A 17998-nucleotide genomic window follows, 5' to 3' on the forward strand; every position below is an offset into this window, starting at 1 on the left:
CGGGCACCGCACCGCAGTGACGGTTCCGCATGGTCCGTACCCCGAGCGTATCCGGGTACTCTTGCGGCGAACGACAGGGGAGCGTCGTCCGGCGAGCCGGACACAGACGCTGAGAGTGCGGACATCCGCAGACCCTCGAACCTGATCCGGTTGGTACCGGCGTAGGGAGTCGGGACGTCTCTGACGTCGGCCCGGTCGTCACGTGGCGTGCCCGATCGGCGTGCCCCGTGACGCCGGTCGGCGTCCCCCTCCTGGACCCACGAGGAGGACGACATGGCGGGCACAGCCCACCGGCCGGCAGCAGCCGGCACCAGCACGCGCCACACACCCAGCACGAGACGCCCGACGACCCTGCGCCCGACGGCGATGCCGCTGCGCACCGTCGGGGCCGTGGTCGGCCTGCTCGCGCTCGCCGGCTGCTCGGCGATCGGAGCGGACTCCGGAGCGTCCGGCACCGACTCCACCGGCGGCACCGGCGGCACCGGCGGGACGGTCGTGCTGGTCACGCACGACTCCTTCGCCCTGAGCGAGGAGCTCATCGCCGACTTCGAGGCGACCACCGGCCTGACGCTCGAGCAGCGCGCACCCGGTGACGGCGGGGCCCTGGTCAACCAGCTCATCCTGACCAAGGACGCCCCGCTCGGCGACGTGGTCTACGGGATCGACAACACGTTCGCCTCCCGGGCGATCGACGAGGGCGTGCTCGACCCGTACACGTCGCCGGCCGCCGGCGAGGACTCGGCCCGCTACGCCGCGGACGACGAGGGCCACCTCACGGCGATCGACGTCGGCGACGTGTGCCTCAACGTCGACCACGAGTGGTTCGCCGAGTCCGGGGTGCCCGAACCGGTGAGCCTCGAGGACCTGACCGACCCGGCGTACCGCGACCTGCTCGTCGTGACCAACCCGGCGACGTCGTCCCCGGGCCTCGCCTTCCTGCTCGCGACGGTCGGCGCCTTCGGCGAGGACGGCTGGCTCGACTACTGGGCCGCGCTGCGCGACAACGGGCTCACGGTCGTCAGCGGCTGGTCCGACGCGTACTACGTCGACTTCTCCGGACCGTCGTCCGAGGGCGACCGGCCGATCGTGCTGTCCTACGCGTCGTCGCCGCCGTACGAGGTCGCCGAGGGCGCGACGTCGGCGCCGACCGGCGCGCTGCTCGACACGTGCTTCCGCCAGGTCGAGTACGCCGGGGTCCTGGCCGGCGCCGCCAACCCGGAGGGCGCCCGCCAGGTGATCGACTGGCTGCTCAGCGCGGAGGTCCAGGCAGACATCCCGGAGAGCATGTACGTCTACCCGGTGGACTCCTCGATCGGGCTCCCGGAGTCGTGGACGCAGTACGCGCCGCAGCCCACGGACCCGTTCACCGTGGATCCGGCGACGATCAGCGCGAACCGTGACGACTGGATCCAGCAGTGGACGGATACCGTGATCGGTTGACATGACCACCGGCCCCACCGGCCCCCGCAGCGCCGGCCGCTACCTCGCGTGGACCCTCGCCGTCGTCGTGCCGCTGGCCTTCCTCGGCGTGTTCTTCGCGCTGCCGGTCGGCACGCTGGTGCTGCGCGGCTTCGTGCACGACGGCACGCTCGACCTGTCCGGGTTCGCGGACGTCTTCGGGCGCCCGCGCACCTGGCGGATCATCGGCCTGACCGTCGGGCAGGCGACAGCGGCGACAGTCGTCGCCGTGCTGCTCGGCATCCCCGGGGCCTACCTGCTGCACCGCTGCGACTTCCGCGGCCGGGCCGCCCTGCGGGCGTTCGTCGTGGTGCCCTTCGTGCTGCCGACGGTCGTCGTCGGGGTGGCCTTCCGGTCGGTGCTCAGCGACTCGGGGCCGCTCGGGGCGCTCGGCCTCGACGGGACGTTCGTCGCGATCGTCGCCGCGCTGGTCTTCTTCAACTACGCCGTCGTGGTCCGGACCGTCGGCGGGTTCTGGGCGCACCTCGACCCCCGCACCGAGCAGGCCGCCCGGGCGCTGGGCGCACCACCGTGGCGGGCCTTCCTGACCGTCACCCTGCCGGCGCTCGGACCGGCGATCGCCTCGGCGGCGGCGATCGTGTTCCTGTTCTGCGCGACGGCCTTCGGGGTGGTCCTGGTGCTGGGCGGGACGAGGTACGGCACGGTCGAGACCGAGATCTGGGTCCAGACGACGCAGTTCCTCGACCTGCGCGCGGCCGCGGTGCTGTCCGTCGTCCAGCTCGTCGTCGTCGCCGGGGTGCTCGCGGCTGCCGGCCTGGCCAGGTCCCAGCGCGAGCGTGCCCTGCAGCTCGGCGCGGCCGACCGGACGGTCCACCCCGTGCGCCTCGCCCTGCGCGGTCCGCAGCGTCGCGCCGGCGACCTGCTCGCGGTCGGCGTGACCGGCGTCGTCGTCGTCGGACTGCTCGCCCTGCCGCTCGCGACAGTGCTCGTGCGCTCGTTCCACACACCGAGCGGCTGGGGGCTGGGCAACTACGTCAACCTGGGCACGACGGGCGGCGCGAACACCCTCAGCGTGACGGTCTGGGAGGCCGCGCTGACCTCGCTGCGGATCGCCCTGGACGCCACCGTGATGGCCGTGGTCGTCGGCGGCCTGGTGGCGCTGGTCGTCTCGCGCCGGCCGCGCGCGAAGGGGGCCCGGCGGGCCGTGCGGCTGCTCGACGCGGTGTTCATGCTGCCGCTGGGCGTCTCGGCCGTCACGGTCGGCTTCGGCTTCCTGGTCGCCCTGCACCGCCCGCTCGGGCTCGACCTGGACCTGCGCAGCTCCCCCGTGCTGATCCCGATCGCGCAGGCCGTGGTGGCGACGCCGCTCGTCGTGCGCACCGTGCTGCCCGTGCTGCGCGCCATCGACACCCGCCTGCACGAGGCGGCGGCCGTGCTCGGCGCATCGCCCGGCCGGGTGGTCGCGTCGGTCGACTGGCCGATCGCCGCGCGCTCCCTCGGCCTCGCGCTCGGACTGGCGTTCGCGGTGAGTCTCGGGGAGTTCGGCGCGACGTCGTTCCTGGCGCGGCCCGAGCGTCCGACGCTCCCGGTCGTCATCTTCCGCTTGATCGGACGGCCCGGGGCGGACAACCTGGGCATGGCGCTCGCGGCGTCGGTGCTGCTCGCCCTGATGACCGCGGCCGTCATGGCGCTCGCGGAACGACTGCGAGCCGGCGGGGCGGGAGACCTCTGATGGCACGCGGCAACCCCGGCGGCCGGCTCCGCGACCCCCGCCGGCACCCCCGACCCGATCTCCGCCCCGATCGGGCGAGGTCTCCGGGGCAGATCACCCCCGATACCTTGCCCGACCGTGATCGCGGGGCGGGCGGGGCGCTCGGGGCGGGCGGGGCGGACGGGGCGGGGCGCGGGCTGGGCGTGCGGGACGTCGTCGTGCACTACCGGGACGACGACGGCACGACGGCGACGGCCGTCGACGGGCTGAGCCTCGACGTGTCGCCCGGTGAGGTCGTCGCGCTCCTCGGACCGTCCGGCAGCGGGAAGTCCAGCCTGCTGCGGGCCGTCGCGGGCCTCGAGCCGATCTCGGCCGGCTCGATCACCTGGGACGGCGCCGACCTCGCGGGCGTCCCGGTCCACCGACGCGGCTTCGGGCTGATGTTCCAGGACGGCCAGCTCTTCCCGCACCGCGACGTCGCGCGCAACGTCGCCTACGGGTTGGAGATGGAGCACGTCGACCGCGCCGGCCGGCGGGCGCGTGTCGCCGAGCTGCTCGGGCTCGTCGGGCTCGTCGGGTTCGGTGCGCGCGAGGTGGCGAGCCTCTCGGGTGGGGAGCGGCAGCGCGTCGCGCTGGCCAGGTCGCTCGCCCCGCGGCCACGCCTGCTCCTGCTCGACGAGCCGCTGTCAGCCCTGGACCGTGCGCTGCGCGAGCGGCTCGCGGGGGAGGTGCGGGCCGCGCTCACCCGGACGGGCACGACGGCGATCTTCGTGACCCACGACCACGACGAGGCGTTCGCGGTGGCGGACCGGATCGCGGTGATGGACCTCGGCCGGCTGCTCCAGGTCGCGCCGCCGGCCGAGCTGTGGCACCGACCCGCATCGCGCCGGGTGGCCGAGTTCCTCGGCTACGAGGCCTTCGTGCCGGCCGGCGCACCCGAGGCGGTGGCCCTGGCGCAGCCAGGTTCGCCGGCGCGCGCCGATGACGACGTGCTGGCCATCGGCCCCGGCTCGCTGCTGCGTGCCGACGACGGCGTGCTCGCCGGCCGCGTGGTGCGGTCCGGCTTCCGGCGCGGTGTCGTCGAGACCCTCGTCGACGTCGACGGCATCGGGCAGGTCACGGTTGTCGAGCCGAGCCGGGCGTACCTCACGGGCGCCGCACCGGAGCCCGCATCCGGTGCGGAGCTCGCCCCGGCATCGGGTCTGCCCGTGCCGGGGGACCGCGTCCGGCTGCGGCCCGATCCGGCCGCGATCGCCGTCGTGCCCGGCTCCTGATCAGGTCAGGCGGAGCTGCCACCCGCCGGAGCCCCCTGCAGGCCGGAAACCGAGCGCTGCGTTGATGGCGAGCATGTGGCTGTTCTCCTCGGCGTTCCAGGTGCCGATCCGACGGACGGTCGGCTTCCGGGCGACCAGGTGCTCGAGGTTCGCTGCCTTGACCAGCATGCCGAGCCGGCGCCCGCGGTGCTCGCGGAGCACGAGGGTGTCGTGCTGATGGACGACCTGGTCGGTCCAGCCGAGGCAGACGAACGAGGTGTACGCGGCCAGTGTGCTTGACGGCGTGTGGACGGCCGCGGTCGTGAGCTGGCGTCGTCCCCGGCTGCGCAGGAGGTCCTCGCTCGCGCGCACGCGCTCGGCATCCCATGGGGCCTCCGCCGCGTCGAAGCCTCCGAGCGGTGCGTCCGTGCTCATCCGGGTCTTGAGCACGGCGAACTGGTCGACCAGCTGGTCGGGACATGCGTCCTCCCAGGTGGCGAGGCGATAGTCGGCACCGGCGGAGGACTCGGCACGTGCGCGGTGCACGGCCAGCCGGTCAGCGTCGAGCGGCACGTCGAGGATCGAGTAGCGCTCGACCTGCGCGAGGGTGAAGCCGCGCGTGAGGGCGAAGCGGACCGACGGATCCGACGTCCGGACGAGCCCGGTGCCTGAGCCGGGGGCGAGCGTGCCGGGCCCCGGGCTTGGCTCGGAGGCCTGGCCGGTCCCGACCGCGAGGGTGGTCCGGCCGGCATCGCGCGCGAACGCCACAGTCGCCGCGAAGAGATCGGTGCCGACACCCTGCCGCCGCGCCGAGGGCCGCACGTCGAGCGCGAACCGCACCGTGTGGGTGTTGTCGCGCGTCCACATCTGCAGGTGCGCTCGGCCGAGGACCCGTGCCGGATCCGGTGCGTCCGTCGGATCGTCCCGGACGGCGGCGAGCAGGACGTGGTTCGCATAGCGGTCGTCGTGGAGTGTGACGAGCATCTCGAGAGCGGTCAGCGCCTGGTCGTCGGTGCCCCACGACTCGAAGGAGCTCGCCCGCTCCGCCTCGACGGCCCCGTGCAGCAGCCAGGCGCCGGGCGCGTCGAGATCGGCGGGTGCTGGCACGATCCGAATGGACCACGACGTCATGGGCGAAGATTGCCCGCCCTGGACGCTCGCGGTCCACTTGGGCAGACCCGCTGTCAGCCGAGCTTCTTCTGCCACGCGCCGCAGACCCCGGTGGGTCGGAACCCCAGCGCGACGTTGATGCCGAGCATGAAGGCGTTCTCCTCGGCGTTCCAGGTGTGGATCCGTCGGGCGTCCGGCCGGATCCCGGCGAGCCGCCGCAGCAGGTCCGTCTTGACCAGCATGCCGAGCCGGTGCCCCCGGTGCTCGCGGACGACCAGCGTGTCCTCCTGGAAGACGACCTCGGGCTGGCGCCAGGGGTACTCGACCATCGTGAAGGCCACCAGCCTGCCGGTGGGGCCGTGCACGGCCGCGACGGTCAGGTACCCGTGGCCGCGCGCGGCGATGTCCTGCTCGGCCGTGCGGATGCGCTCGACGTCCCAGGGGTCCTCCTTCATCTCGAGCTGCCCCATCGGGGCGTCCGTGCTCATCCGCGTCTCGAGCCCGGCGAACTGGTCGACCCACTCGTCCGGCGCCCGGTCGGACCACGCGACCAGGCGGTAGTCCGGCCCGGCCTGCGCCGCGGCGTCGTCGTGCAGACGCTCGACCAGGCCCGGGTCGATCGGCAGCTGCAGGACGCTGTACCGCTCGGCCTGCTCGAGCGCGTAGCCGCGGTGCAGGGCAAAGGCGGCCTCGGGGTCGGCCGCCGAGATGCGCCCGCTGCCGGTCGGTGGCTCGATCGCGAAGGGGTCGTCGGCGGCGGGTTCATCGGGGTGCTCGCTCGAGGCGATGAGGGTCCGGCGGCCGTGCTCCGCTGCGATCCGCTCGCACTCGGCGAGCAGCGCCGTTCCCACGCCGGCCCCGCGATGCTCCGGGTGCACCAGGACCTCGAGGTACGCGAGGTGCTCGTTGCTCGTCCTGGGCATGGCGATGCCTGCGGTGCCGATGACCTCGCTCGGCTGGGGCGGGGTGCCGGCGTCGGCGCGCATCGCGACGAGCTGGATCCGGGTCGAGTAGTCCTGCCGCCGGAGGTAGGTCAGCGCGTACAGCGGGCTGTAGGCGAGGTCGTCGTGGCCCCAGTGGTCGAGGTCGACCGCGACGGACACGGCCGACGTGCCATGGACGGCCCAGGCGTCGGGGGCGTCGAGGTCGGCGGGCACCGGTGCCCGCGTGATGGTCCACGTGGTCATGCGCCACTGTGGGCGCACGACGGCGTCGCGCGCCACGCGTTTTCGAACATGGGCCGGTGCGTGCCGGGGCTCAGTGGCTGAGCAGCCAGGTCAGCACCTCGTGGGCGTGCTGGTCGGGCGGGAAGACCGGGTAGAAGACGTGCTCGGCCACTCCGCCGGTGACCACGAGGGTCAGCCGCTTGAAGAGCCGCATGCCGTCGACCTCGAAGGTCGGCAGAGCGAGTGCCGCGGCCAGCTCGAGGTGGGGGTCCGAGAGCATCGGGAAGGGCAGGTGCAGCCGTGCGACGGCTTCGCGCTGGTAGCGCAACCCCTGGCTCGAGAGGCCGAACACCGCCGCGGCGCCGGCGCGAAGCAGGCTCTCGTGGTCGTCGCGGAAGCCGCAGGCCTCAGGCGTGCAGCCGCGCGCGCCGGGGATGGCTTCCCAGCCCTGCGGCAGCTCGACGCCGGGATGTGCGGTCAGGGGGTAGAGGAACACGATCGTGCGTGGGCCGGGCAGGTCGGCGAGGTCGACAGTGGTGTGGTCGGTCGAGCGCAGGCTCAGCTCGGGCATCCACGCGCCGCGCACGTGGGCTGCGGCGCCGTCGTCGCGCGGCACGGGAAGGCCCGGTGCCGGTGACAGATGGGTCGTCACGTCTGGCCCCCTTCCCCGATGAGCGAAACCGTACCGAACCGGGAGCCCCCGTGGGACCTGTCGCCTCGAGATGCGCGTCGGCGCGGGTCGCCGGTCATCACATGCGCCCCCGGCGGTGCGGTGCCATGCTCGAAGAGCCCACTGCGGCTCACTGTCCGAGGAGGACCCATGTCCGAGAACCGCCGAGTCCTGGTCGACATGGTCCTGGGAGCCCGCGCCGACGCCGTCTGGGCCGCCCTGCGGGAGCCCGATCAGATCGAGCGGTGGTTCGGCTGGGACTACGACGGTCTGGCCGCCGAGATCCGGCAGATCTTCGTCGACGACGTCGAGGCGGACCAGCAGGCCGGCTCGCTCGCCTTCCCGGACGGCGACCGGATCGTGCTCGATCCGCAGGGCGACGACCGGACCGGTCTGCGGGTGCTCCGCAACGAGCACCCGGCGGGCTACGTCGGCGAGTACGACCCGATCGACGAGGGCTGGATCACCTTCACCCAGCAGCTGCGGTTCGGGCTCGAGCGGCACCGCGGCCAGGCGCGGCGCACGGTCTCGGCGCTCGGCGTGGGACTCGGCCCGCAGGACGACCCGCTGCTCGCCCGGCTCGGCATCCGGCTGCTGGGCGACGAGCCGGTCGGTTCCCGGTACACCGTCGACCGCGCGGACGGGACGCAGTTCGGCGGCGAGATCTTCTTCCAGACCGACCTCCAGCTGGGCCTGACCGTCGAGCAGGAGGGTGATGACCTGCTCGTCATCGCGCGCACCCCACCGTCGAGCGCTCCGCCGGACGGTGCGGCGATGTTCGTCCTGAGCACCTACGGCCAGGACGACGCCGGGCACGCGGCGACCGAGGAGCGGTGGACCGGGTGGTGGGGCAACGCCGACGTGACACCGGCTCAGCGCCAGGTGCCGTCCCACTCGTAGAGCGGCGCCGTCGTCTGGTACTCGCGCAACCGGTGGACCCGCCCGCCGGTCGTCGTCGCGAGGGTGATGCCGTCGAACGTGCTGCGGTTGCCGGCCCAGGTGCACTCGAAGGTCCACTCGGCGACCTCGAACCCGTCGCCCAGCCGGTGGGAGGTCGTCTCCCACCGGTGGATCTGCCCGCCCTGGCCGAACCACTGCTCCATCCACCGACGCACTGCCACCGGGCCGCGGTAGACCGGACCGTACGACTCGGTGACGACGCAGTCGTGGGCCAGGGTCGCCAGCACCGCGTCCACATCATCACGTCGCCAGCCGTCGATGTACTCCTCGAGCACCGTCACTGCTCGGCCTTCCCGGCCGCTGCGTCCGGCTCGGGCGAGCGCCGCTGGGGGTACGGCGTCCGACCTTGTGCGAGAGCTGCCACGAACTCGGCGATCTTGCGGGTGCGGGTCTCGGCACGCTTGACCGAGGTGATCCGGTAGATGATCGCGTACCGGTTGGTCCCGGTCAGGACGTCGAACCAGGCCTGCGCGCGGGGTTCGGCGGCGAGTGCGTCGGCCAGGTCCGCCGGCACCTGCGCCCCGGCCTGACCGCCGTAGGCCTGCTCCCAGCGACCGTCCGCCTGGGCCGCGCGGACCTGGGCGCGCCCGGCCTCGTGCATCAGGCCCGCACTCTCGAGGCGGGCGACGTGGCCGACGTTCCGGGCCGACCAACGGCTGCGCGCGCGCCGGGGTGTCATCCGCTGCAGCACGGTCTCCGCGTCCCGTCGAGCGCCCTGACCGTCGATCCAGCCGAAGCACAGCGCCTCGTCGAGGGCCTGGGCGTAGGTCAGGGACGTCACCGTCCCACCCTTCTTGTGCAGCACGAGCCACACCCCGGGGGACGTGTCGTGGTGCTCGGCCAGCCAGGCACGCCACGCGGGCGCATCCGGCAGGAGCAGCTCAGGGAGGTCGACAGCCATGCTGCCATCGTGCCCCTGCGGTCCGACACGCGTCAGGGTCCACGGCCGAGGGAATGCCGGGCGGCCTGTTGTAGTTGAGCCGAGTGGACTCAAGTCTGGGCCCGGCGACTTGCATCGTGCCCGACGACGGCGCAGACTTGAGCGCAGCAGGCTCAACCATCGGTCGGCATCGTCCGTCGACACGCACTGTGTCCACACGCGATGCCGGACCACACGCAACGCAGCTCTCGCGGCGAGACGCGCCGAGGAGCACGAATGATCAAGGAGCGCCTCACATGGCACGTGCAGTCGGGATCGACCTCGGTACCACCAACTCCGTCGTCTGCGTCCTCGAGGGCGGCGAGCCCACCGTCATCGCCAACGCCGAGGGATCACGCACGACGCCGTCCGTCGTCGCGTTCTCCAAGACCGGCGAGGTCCTGGTCGGCGAGGTCGCCAAGCGGCAGGCCGTGACGAACGTCGACCGCACGATCTCCTCGGTCAAGCGCCACATGGGCACCGACTGGCACGTCGCGATCGACGACAAGAACTACAACGCGCAGGAGATCTCCGCACGCGTCCTCGGCAAGCTCAAGCGCGATGCCGAGCAGTACCTGGGCGAGCCCGTGACCGACGCCGTGATCACCGTCCCGGCGTACTTCAACGACGCCGAGCGTCAGGCGACCAAGGACGCCGGCCAGATCGCCGGTCTGAACGTGCTGCGCATCGTCAACGAGCCCACCGCCGCCGCGCTGGCCTACGGCCTGGAGAAGGGCAAGGAGGACGAGCTGATCCTGGTCTTCGACCTCGGTGGCGGCACGTTCGACGTCTCCCTGCTCGAGGTCGGCAAGGACGAGGACGACTTCTCCACGATCCAGGTCCGGGCCACGCACGGTGACAACCGGCTCGGTGGCGACGACTGGGACAACCGGATCGTCCAGCACCTGATCAAGGAGGTCAAGAACACCGCCGGCGTCGACCTGTCCAAGGACAAGATCGCGCTCCAGCGGCTGCGCGAGGCCGCCGAGCAGGCGAAGAAGGAGCTGTCCTCCTCGACCAGCACCAACATCTCCATGCAGTACCTGTCGATGAGCGAGAACGGCCCCATCCACCTCGACTCGAAGCTCACCAGGGCACAGTTCGAGCAGATGACCGCTGACCTGCTCGAGCGCACCAAGGAGCCGTTCCGCACCGTCATCCGTGATGCGGGCATCAACGTGGACGACATCCACCACGTGATCCTCGTCGGTGGCTCGACCCGCATGCCGGCCGTGACCGAGGTCGTCAAGGAGCTCACCGGTGGCAAGGAGCCCAACAAGGGCGTCAACCCGGACGAGGTCGTCGCCGTCGGCGCCGCGCTGCAGGCCGGTGTCATCAAGGGTGAGCGCAAGGACGTCCTGCTGATCGACGTGACCCCGCTGAGCCTCGGCATCGAGACCAAGGGCGGCGTGATGACCAAGCTCATCGAGCGCAACACGGCCATCCCGACCAAGCGCAGCGAGATCTTCTCGACCGCTGACGACAACCAGCCGTCGGTGCTGATCCAGGTGTTCCAGGGCGAGCGCGAGTTCGCCCGGGACAACAAGCCGCTCGGCACGTTCGAGCTGACCGGCATCGCGCCGGCCCCGCGCGGGGTGCCGCAGATCGAGGTCACCTTCGACATCGACGCCAACGGCATCGTGCACGTGTCCGCCAAGGACCGCGGCACCAACAAGGAGCAGTCGATGACGATCACCGGTGGCTCCGCGCTGCCGAAGGAAGACATCGACCGCATGGTCAAGGAGGCCGAGGAGCACGCGGCCGAGGACAAGAAGCGCCGCGAGGAGGCCGAGACCCGCAACCACGCCGAGTCCCTGGTGTACTCGACCGAGAAGGTGCTTGCCGACAACGCCGACAAGGTCCCGGACGACGTCAAGACCGAGGTCACTGCGGCGGTCGCCGCGCTCAAGACGGCGCTCGAGGGCACCGACCTCGAGGCGGTCAAGTCGAAGCAGGCCGCGCTCGCCCACGTGAGCCAGAAGATCGGCGAGGCCATCTACGCGTCGGAGGCCGCCAACGCTCCGGCAGCCGATGCCGAGGGTGCTCCGACCTCCGCCGCGTCCGACGAGGACGTGGTGGACGCCGAGATCGTCGACGAGGACGAGGCCAAGTGACCGACCACCTCACCGCTCAGGGTGGGGCCGACGACGTCGACCCCACCCGGCCGCGGTTCACCGACAAGCGGCGCATCGATCCGCAGACCGGCGCGGTGCGCGAGCCCGCCGCACCCGCAGGCGCTACCGCAGCGGGCCCAGCCGGCGCGTCCGACGCGTCCGACGGGTCCGACGGGTCCGACGAGAGACTGCTCACGGGCGCCGACGCCCCGCCCGAGCTCGAGGCCGCCCAGGCGGTCGCCACCGAGCGGCTCGAGGACCTGCAGCGACTGCAGGCGGAGTACGTCAACTACCGCAAGCGGGTCGAGCGGGACCGTCTGGTCGCCCGTGACCAGACGGTGGTCGCGATGGTCGAGGCGCTGATCGGCGTGCTCGACGAGATCGACCTGGCCCGGAAGCACGGCGAGCTCACCGAGGGCCCGTTCGCCTCCATCGCCGAGAAGCTCGAGGCCACGCTGGGTCGCTTCGGCTGGGAGAGCTACGGCGCCGAGGGTGAGACGTTCGACCCCACGGTGCACGAGGCGCTGATGCACCAGCACTCCGACGACGTCACGGAGCCGACTGTCGTGGCTGTGCTTCAGCCCGGGCACCGGGTCGGGGACCGGATCGTGCGGGCGGCGCGGGTGTCGGTCGCCGAGCCTGAGGACTCCTGACGGTCACTGACCCGCGGACCACGACTGATCGGACGACGACGGACGGAAGGGGGTAGGGATGGCCGGCCAGGACTGGTTCGAGAAGGATTTCTACGCGACCCTCGGCGTGCCGAAGAACGCGGACGCCGCGGCGATCAAGAAGGCCTACCGCAAGCTGGCGCGAACCCTGCACCCTGACCACAACCCCGGCGACGACGCGGCAGAGGCCCGCTTCAAGGAGGTCGGCGAGGCGTACGCCGTGCTCTCGGACGCCGAGCAGCGTCAGCAGTACGACGCCGTCCGGGCGATGGCCGGCGGCGGGGCCCGCTTCTCCGCACCGGGTGGCGCGGGCAGCTCGGCGGGATTCGAGGACCTCTTCGGTGGTCTGTTCGGCGGCGGTGCACCGGGCGGCGGCCAGCGGGTCCGGTACACGACCCAGGGCGGTGGCGGCGGCTTCGACGACATCCTCGGCGGGCTGTTCGGCGGCGGCGGCGGTGGTCAGACGGGCTTCCGGCCGAATCGCGCACCCCGGCAGGGTGCCGACGTCTCGGCGACCACGACCCTGCCGTTCCGGCAGGCCTTCGAAGGCTCGACCGTCTCCCTCCAGGTCGACGGGCGTCGGGTCAACGCCCGGATCCCGGCCGGGGTGCGGGACGGCCAGAAGATCAGGTTGCGCGGCAAGGGCCGGCCGGGCGAGCTCGGTGGGCCTGCCGGTGACCTGGTGATCGCGGTCAAGGTCGAGCCGCACCCGGTGTTCAGCATCGACGGGCGTGATCTTCGGGTCACCGTCCCGGTCACCTTCGCCGAGGCCGCCCTCGGAGCCCAGATCGAGGTGCCGACGATCGACGGTGCCACGGTGCGGGTCAAGGTCCCGGAGGGCACGCCGTCCGGCCGCACCCTGCGGGTCCGGGGCAAGGGCGTCGTGACGTCGCAGGGCACCGGCGACCTGCTGGTCAACGTCCAGGTGGTCGTCCCGCAGCGGCTCTCGGACCAGGCGCGCAGTGCGGTCGAAGCCTTCGCGCTGGCGACGAGCGACGCTGACGTCCGGGCCGACCTGCGGGCCAACGCGGCGACCTAGGCAGGTCAGCACACCGGACGAGCGGCTCACGACGAGCCGCTCAGGACGACGAGGGAGGCGTGATGGGTGTCCCGTACGACGAGCCCGCCTTCGTGATCTCGGTCGCGGCGGAGCTCGCCGGCATGCACCCGCAGACCCTGCGGCAGTACGACCGGCTCGGCCTGGTGTCCCCCGGCCGGGCACGCGGCCGCGGTCGTCGCTACTCGCTGCGGGACGTCGCGACCCTGCGTGAGGTGCAGCGGCTGTCGCAGGACGAGGGCATCAACCTCGCCGGGATCAAGCGCATCCTCGCGCTCGAGTCGCACGTGAGCCGTCTGGAGCAGCAGGTCGAGCTGTTGCGGTCGATGGCCGACCCGGGCCGCCGGGTGTTCACCGCGGGTCCGCAGGGAGAGGTCGTGGCCGTCCCGCGCGGCCACCGGCCCGCCCGTGTGACCTCCACCGGCGCCCTGGTGGTGTGGCGCCCCAGCCCGCCGCGGACCTGATCGACGGGCGGGCTGTGACCGGATGACGAAGAGCGCGACCCGTGGGGGTCGCGCTCTTCGTCGTGGGGGGATGCTGGACTCTCGTGTGCCTACCGACGGAGCTGGTTGAGCAGCTCGACCGCGCGGGCGTGGGTCTCCGGAAGGGGTTCGATCCAGATCCGGGGCGGCTGGCGCAGCAGGTCGGTGATCTGGAGCTTGGCAGCCTGCTCGTTGACCCGCAGGCGCATCCGGCGAACGGCCTCGCCGAGGTCCCAGTCGCGAGCGACCAGGACGGCGAAGGCCCCGCCACCCAGTGCGGCCATCGGGTGACCCGGCGCCATCGCGGACGTCAGTGCCCGGCCCATGGCGGCCGAGCGCGCCATCCGGCGCCACGGCGCGAGGTCCTGGGACGCGACGTCGACCAGGACGAGGCAGTGCGTGTGGAAGGCGTAGTGCGCGTGCTTGCCCGCGGCGCCGTAGGTCTCGCCGAGCCGCACACCCAGGTACTCCGCCGTCGGCAGGCCGGACTCGGGGTCCATGCAGGCGGCCTGGACGGGTGCCGACTCGATCGCGCCGGCCCAGCCCTCGCACAGCGCGCGGACGACGTCGAGGCCGGGGTCACGGCCGATCAGCCGGAAGAGCACGCCGACGTCGTCGAGCGTCTCGGCGATGCCGACACCGGCGGCACCGCGGACCTCGCCCAGCCGTCCGGCGGCTGCGCAGGCATTCGCACCGGCGCTCAGCGCCTCGGCCAGGGCGTCCACAGCAGGGTGGTACCAGTCGCCCGGACGTAGCCACACGGAGTCGACAGTCTCGGCCCGCCACTGCTCCCGCAGGGTCGAGGCCCAGGCGTCGCGCATCTGCTCGGTCGAGGTCACGCCTGATGAGACAGCCCTCAGGCCCGCCTATGACGCGACTTCTGGGGGGAATGTGCCCGAAGTGCACCGATCTCACCCAGGTGGGCGGCGCCCGACGCCCGGCCGACGTGAGACGCTGTGACCAGAGGGCCCGTACACTGGGACGGCTCCCCGCGCCCGGACGCCGTCGTCCGGGCGTCTGCAGCACCCGGACCGCTGGGGCGCGGTGTGCCCGCGCACGCCGACGATCGCCGGAGGGGAGGACGCCGTGAGGCTCGCCAGCGACTGGGAGCTGTCCAGCGACGCTGAGCTGATCACGGCTGTCCGCAGCGGCGTCTCGGAGGCCTTCGGGACGTTGTACGAGCGGCATGCCGACGCCGCCCGGGCGGTCGCCCGCCAGTACTCGAACTCCGCCGCCGACGCCGAGGACGCCGTCGCCGACGCCTTCTCGCGGGTGTTCGTCGCGATCCAGGGCGGCGGCGGGCCCGACGTCGCCTTCCGGGCCTACCTGTTCACCGTGATCCGCCGGGTCGCCCTCGTCCGGGTCGAGAGCGGCCGGCGCGCGCAGCCGACGGACGACCTCGAAACCTTCGAGGAGGCGTTCGGCGCAGGCGAGTCGACCGAAGAGCCGACGATGGCGGGCTTCGAGCGCGGCGTCGTCTCCCAGGCGTACAAGTCGCTGCCCGAACGGTGGCAGGCGGTCCTCTGGTACACCGAGGTCGAGGAGCTGACGCCGGCCGAGATCGCACCGGTGCTCGGCCTGACCGCCAACGGCGTCGCCGCGCTCGCGTACCGCGCGCGCGAGGGCCTGCGGCAGGCCTACCTCCAGCAGCACCTCGCAGCACCGGCCAGCGAGGCGTGCACGATCGTCAACCGCAAGCTCGGTGCCTACGTCCGTGGCGGTCTGGCCAAGCGCGAGACCGCGCTGGTCGAGTCGCACCTCGAGGAGTGCGGGACCTGCCGCCCCCTCGTGCTCGAGCTCGGCGACGTCAACCACGGCATGCGGGTGGTCATCGCCCCGCTCGTGCTCGGGGCGGCTGCTCTGGTCGCGCTCAAGGGGCTCGGCTTCGGCGGTGCGGCGGGTGCCGTCGGCGCTGCAGCCGGTGCCGGGGTGGGTGCCGGGGCCGGGGTGGGTGCGGGAGCCGGTTCGGGTGCTGGTGCCGGTGCTGGTGCGGGAGCCGGTGCCGGAGCTGGTGCGGGTGCCGGGGTCGGTGCGGGCGCTGCCGCCGGCGGGGGATCCCTCGTCGGGGCCGGCAGCGGGGCGCTCGGTCTGGCCGCGAGCGGTCTGGTCGGCGCGAGTGCCGGCGCAGCCGTGCTGGTCGACGCGGTGCACGGTGCCGCGTCGGCGTCGGGCGCCACCTCGTCGGTCGGCGCAGGGTCGATCGCCGGTGCGGGCGCCGGAGCGGGTGCCGGAGCCGCCGGTGCTGGTGCCGCTGCCGCCGGCGGCCTGGCTGGGTTCCTGGCCGGGGTCCCGGTGGTCATCGGGCTGGTCGCAGCCACGGTGGTCGTGGCCGCAGCCGTCGGTGTCGCGGGGCTGCTGGGCGTCTTCTCCCCGAACGACGAGCCCCAGGAGGCGGCGACGCTCGCCGCCGTCGAGGAGCCTGAGCCCACGAGCCCCGCGGGAACCACCGACGAGGGTGCAGCAGGCGAGCCGGACCAGAGCGTGACCCCCGAGGGGACCGACCCGGCGATCGTGCCGGGGCCCGTCGGGGTGCCGGTGGTGAGCACGACGACGCCTGACATGACGACGTCGGTCACGACACCGACCACCACGACACCGACCACGCCGCCGACCACGCCGCCGACGACACCGCCGACGACACCACCGACCACGCCGCCGGAGCCTGACGAGCCCGTGCAGGTGGCGACGGTCGGTGCGCTGGCGTTGGTCTCCGGTCAGCCGACGCCCGTCTCGGTCACCGTCACCAGCGTGATCGACGGCGTGGTCAACGCGGAGTTCGCGTTCGGCGCCGGCCAGATCGGCAAGGTCACGATCGCTCCTGACGCCGCCGACCTCGCCTCCGGCACCGCCCGTGCCGCAGCGGGCCCCGATGACTGGACCTGCCAGAGCACGTCATCGACCGTCTCCGTCTGCACGAACCCGGCCCTCGTCGCCGGGGTCCCGAGCGTGCTCGAGGTGCTCGTCTCCGTCACCGACGACCGCGTCGACGGCGAGGAGGACGTCACGTTCGACATCACCACGTGGATGGACGGGTCCGAGGCGCCCAAGGCATCGGTCCCGGTGACCGGACGGCTCGCATCGCAGCCGGCCCGCATCACGGCACAGGTCGCCGAGGGTGTCCAGCTCACCGGCGCCGTCGAGGGGCCGAGGACCACCACCGTGAGCATCCCGGTGAGCAACGCGGGCAGCACGTCCGTCCCGGTGACGGCGATCGTGACACCGCCGGAGGACCTGCCGGCCGGCGTCACGTTGCGCGACAACGCGACCGACGCGTGGACGTGTGCGCCGACCGGCGAGAGGTCGTTGACCTGCAGGAACGGCAGGCTCCTCCGGGGCTCCAGCCGAGCACTCCAGGTCGACCTCACGGCGGCGGCACCGGATCTCGCGGCGCACACCGGACTGATCGACGTCGACTACGCAGATGCGCTCACGATCGACATCCCGGCCGCCACGATCACGGTTGCGGCTCCGATCGAGATCCGCTCGGCGCCGGCGGACGTGGGTGTCTCGTTCGGACCCGACGGTGACGTGTTCGTCGCAGGGACCTACGACGCCGTCGTCGGGCTCGAGAACCTCGGTGCCACCACGACGGGCGCGCTGACCGCCGAGGTCGACCTGCCGGTGGGCGTCAGCTGGGTCAAGGGCAGCTCCCCACGATGGACCGAGTGCTCCGACTCGGCAGACGACGCTCCGCTGGTCCGGCTGTGCGCGGCCGACATCGTGCTGTCGGCCGGTGCACCGACCGACAAGCCCGTGGAGCTACCGTTGCGGCTGAGCATCTCGGCGCGGTTGGCACCGGGCGAGTACTCGATCACCTCGAGGGTCCGCCACGGAACGACCCCGGTGGCGACCGCCGACCTCGTGCTCAACGTCCAGCCCGCGACGCCTGCGTCCCTCTCAATCGAGGCGGCCGAGGCCGAGGCGATCTTTGAGGCCCGTGTCCCTCGGGCGGTGACCTTCACGGTCGTGAACGATGGCGGGACCACGATCGAGAACCTCACTGCTGAGATCACCCTGCCGCCCGCGGTGACCTGGGCTCGTCCTGCGACTGCGTCGGACTGGTCGTGCACCGGCAAGGAGGGCTCGAACGGCATCGTCACATGCACCCTCGCGGAGCTGTCGCCCGGGGAGCCCACCACCCTCGCAACCGAGGTCTCCGCGACGGGGACAGTCGCGTACCGCCAGATCGCCGCCAAGGTCTCCGGTGGAGGCCTGAGCGACACGGACGTCACGGCTGTGGTCGTGGCGTCGGAGCCGTGCGCTCCCGTGGAGTGGACGGAAGGCGTCTGGTACGCCAAGGACGCGGTGGTCACGTACAAGGGCTGGAACTACCTGCGGCTGCAGGCGGAGGAAGCTCGGTTCCCGCCTGACACCATCCCGGACTACTGGCGACCGATCGCCCAGTGCTACTCCAGCTGATCACGCACGGAGCCACTGTCGGCTGAACGCCCGGGTCGATGCTCCGG

Annotated in this window: 15 protein-coding genes and 1 riboswitch; of the genes, 9 read left to right on the top strand and 6 right to left on the bottom strand. The window is 72.6% G+C overall.

Annotation, left to right across the window (positions count from 1 at the left end):
* The first annotated feature begins 65 nt into the window (after positions 1-65).
* Positions 66-185, top strand: a riboswitch (TPP riboswitch).
* An 88-nt stretch (positions 186-273) separates the two neighbouring features.
* The 3 genes from K415_RS0107810 to K415_RS21595 all read left to right on the top strand — a co-directional run bounded on the left by K415_RS0107810 (position 274) and on the right by K415_RS21595 (position 4404).
* A complete protein-coding gene (locus K415_RS0107810; protein ID WP_024286516.1) occupies positions 274-1440 on the top strand; it encodes a thiamine ABC transporter substrate binding subunit in 1167 nt (388 codons plus the stop codon).
* Position 1441: 1 nt separating this feature from the next.
* Positions 1442-3151, top strand: coding sequence for an iron ABC transporter permease (locus K415_RS0107815; RefSeq protein WP_024286517.1), 1710 nt, complete (start codon positions 1442-1444; stop codon positions 3149-3151).
* A gap of 176 nt (positions 3152-3327) precedes the next feature.
* Positions 3328-4404, top strand: a complete 1077-nt coding sequence (locus tag K415_RS21595) for an ABC transporter ATP-binding protein (RefSeq protein WP_034662315.1) — start codon at positions 3328-3330, stop codon at positions 4402-4404.
* Here the strand turns inward: K415_RS21595 and K415_RS0107825 are convergent, their stop codons facing one another.
* From K415_RS0107825 to K415_RS0107835, 3 genes are all read right to left on the bottom strand, one after another.
* Positions 4405-5490 (bottom strand): GNAT family N-acetyltransferase, encoded by a 1086-nt coding sequence (locus K415_RS0107825; protein ID WP_155859398.1) that lies wholly within the window; start codon positions 5488-5490, stop codon positions 4405-4407.
* A gap of 77 nt (positions 5491-5567) precedes the next feature.
* Positions 5568-6680: a GNAT family N-acetyltransferase gene (locus K415_RS0107830; RefSeq protein WP_024286520.1), complete on the bottom strand. Its 1113-nt coding sequence runs from the start codon at positions 6678-6680 to the stop codon at positions 5568-5570.
* 70 nt (positions 6681-6750) lie between these two features.
* Entirely contained in the window at positions 6751-7311 is a 561-nt protein-coding gene (locus K415_RS0107835) for a peroxiredoxin (protein ID WP_024286521.1), read from the bottom strand.
* Between the two features lie 168 nt (positions 7312-7479).
* Here K415_RS0107835 and K415_RS0107840 point away from each other — a divergent pair, with 168 nt between their 5' ends.
* Positions 7480-8229 carry an SRPBCC domain-containing protein gene (locus K415_RS0107840; protein WP_024286522.1) on the top strand — a complete coding sequence of 250 codons (750 nt, stop codon included), beginning with the start codon at positions 7480-7482 and terminating at the stop codon, positions 8227-8229.
* Here the strand turns inward: K415_RS0107840 and K415_RS0107845 are convergent.
* Both K415_RS0107845 and K415_RS0107850 read right to left on the bottom strand, forming a co-directional pair.
* Positions 8202-8570 carry a nuclear transport factor 2 family protein gene (locus K415_RS0107845; protein ID WP_024286523.1) on the bottom strand — a complete coding sequence of 123 codons (369 nt, stop codon included), beginning with the start codon at positions 8568-8570 and terminating at the stop codon, positions 8202-8204. The two genes, K415_RS0107840 and K415_RS0107845, sit on opposite strands and share 28 nt — an antisense overlap.
* Entirely contained in the window at positions 8567-9190 is a 624-nt protein-coding gene (locus K415_RS0107850) for a YdeI family protein (protein ID WP_024286524.1), read from the bottom strand. The genes K415_RS0107845 and K415_RS0107850 overlap by 4 nt, the downstream gene beginning before the upstream one ends.
* A gap of 275 nt (positions 9191-9465) precedes the next feature.
* Between K415_RS0107850 and dnaK the strand changes: the two genes are divergently transcribed.
* From dnaK to K415_RS0107870, 4 genes are all read left to right on the top strand, one after another.
* Positions 9466-11322, top strand: a complete 1857-nt coding sequence (dnaK, locus tag K415_RS0107855) for a molecular chaperone DnaK (protein ID WP_024286525.1) — start codon at positions 9466-9468, stop codon at positions 11320-11322.
* A complete protein-coding gene (gene grpE / locus K415_RS0107860) occupies positions 11319-11975 on the top strand; it encodes a nucleotide exchange factor GrpE (protein ID WP_024286526.1) in 657 nt (218 codons plus the stop codon). The genes dnaK and grpE overlap by 4 nt, the downstream gene beginning before the upstream one ends.
* Before the next feature lie 58 nt (positions 11976-12033).
* Positions 12034-13032: a DnaJ C-terminal domain-containing protein gene (locus tag K415_RS0107865; RefSeq protein ID WP_024286527.1), complete on the top strand. Its 999-nt coding sequence runs from the start codon at positions 12034-12036 to the stop codon at positions 13030-13032.
* A gap of 62 nt (positions 13033-13094) precedes the next feature.
* Positions 13095-13514: a heat shock protein transcriptional repressor HspR gene (locus K415_RS0107870; RefSeq protein WP_024286528.1), complete on the top strand. Its 420-nt coding sequence runs from the start codon at positions 13095-13097 to the stop codon at positions 13512-13514.
* 89 nt (positions 13515-13603) lie between these two features.
* Here the strand turns inward: K415_RS0107870 and K415_RS0107875 are convergent, their stop codons facing one another.
* Positions 13604-14371 (bottom strand): hypothetical protein, encoded by a 768-nt coding sequence (locus K415_RS0107875; protein WP_024286529.1) that lies wholly within the window; start codon positions 14369-14371, stop codon positions 13604-13606.
* 247 nt (positions 14372-14618) lie between these two features.
* Here K415_RS0107875 and K415_RS23405 point away from each other — a divergent pair, with 247 nt between their 5' ends.
* Positions 14619-17951 carry a sigma-70 family RNA polymerase sigma factor gene (locus K415_RS23405; protein ID WP_155859399.1) on the top strand — a complete coding sequence of 1111 codons (3333 nt, stop codon included), beginning with the start codon at positions 14619-14621 and terminating at the stop codon, positions 17949-17951.
* The last annotated feature ends 47 nt before the right edge of the window (positions 17952-17998 follow it).

Source organism: Cellulomonas sp. KRMCY2, assembly GCF_000526515.1.
Taxonomy (GTDB): domain Bacteria; phylum Actinomycetota; class Actinomycetes; order Actinomycetales; family Cellulomonadaceae; genus Actinotalea.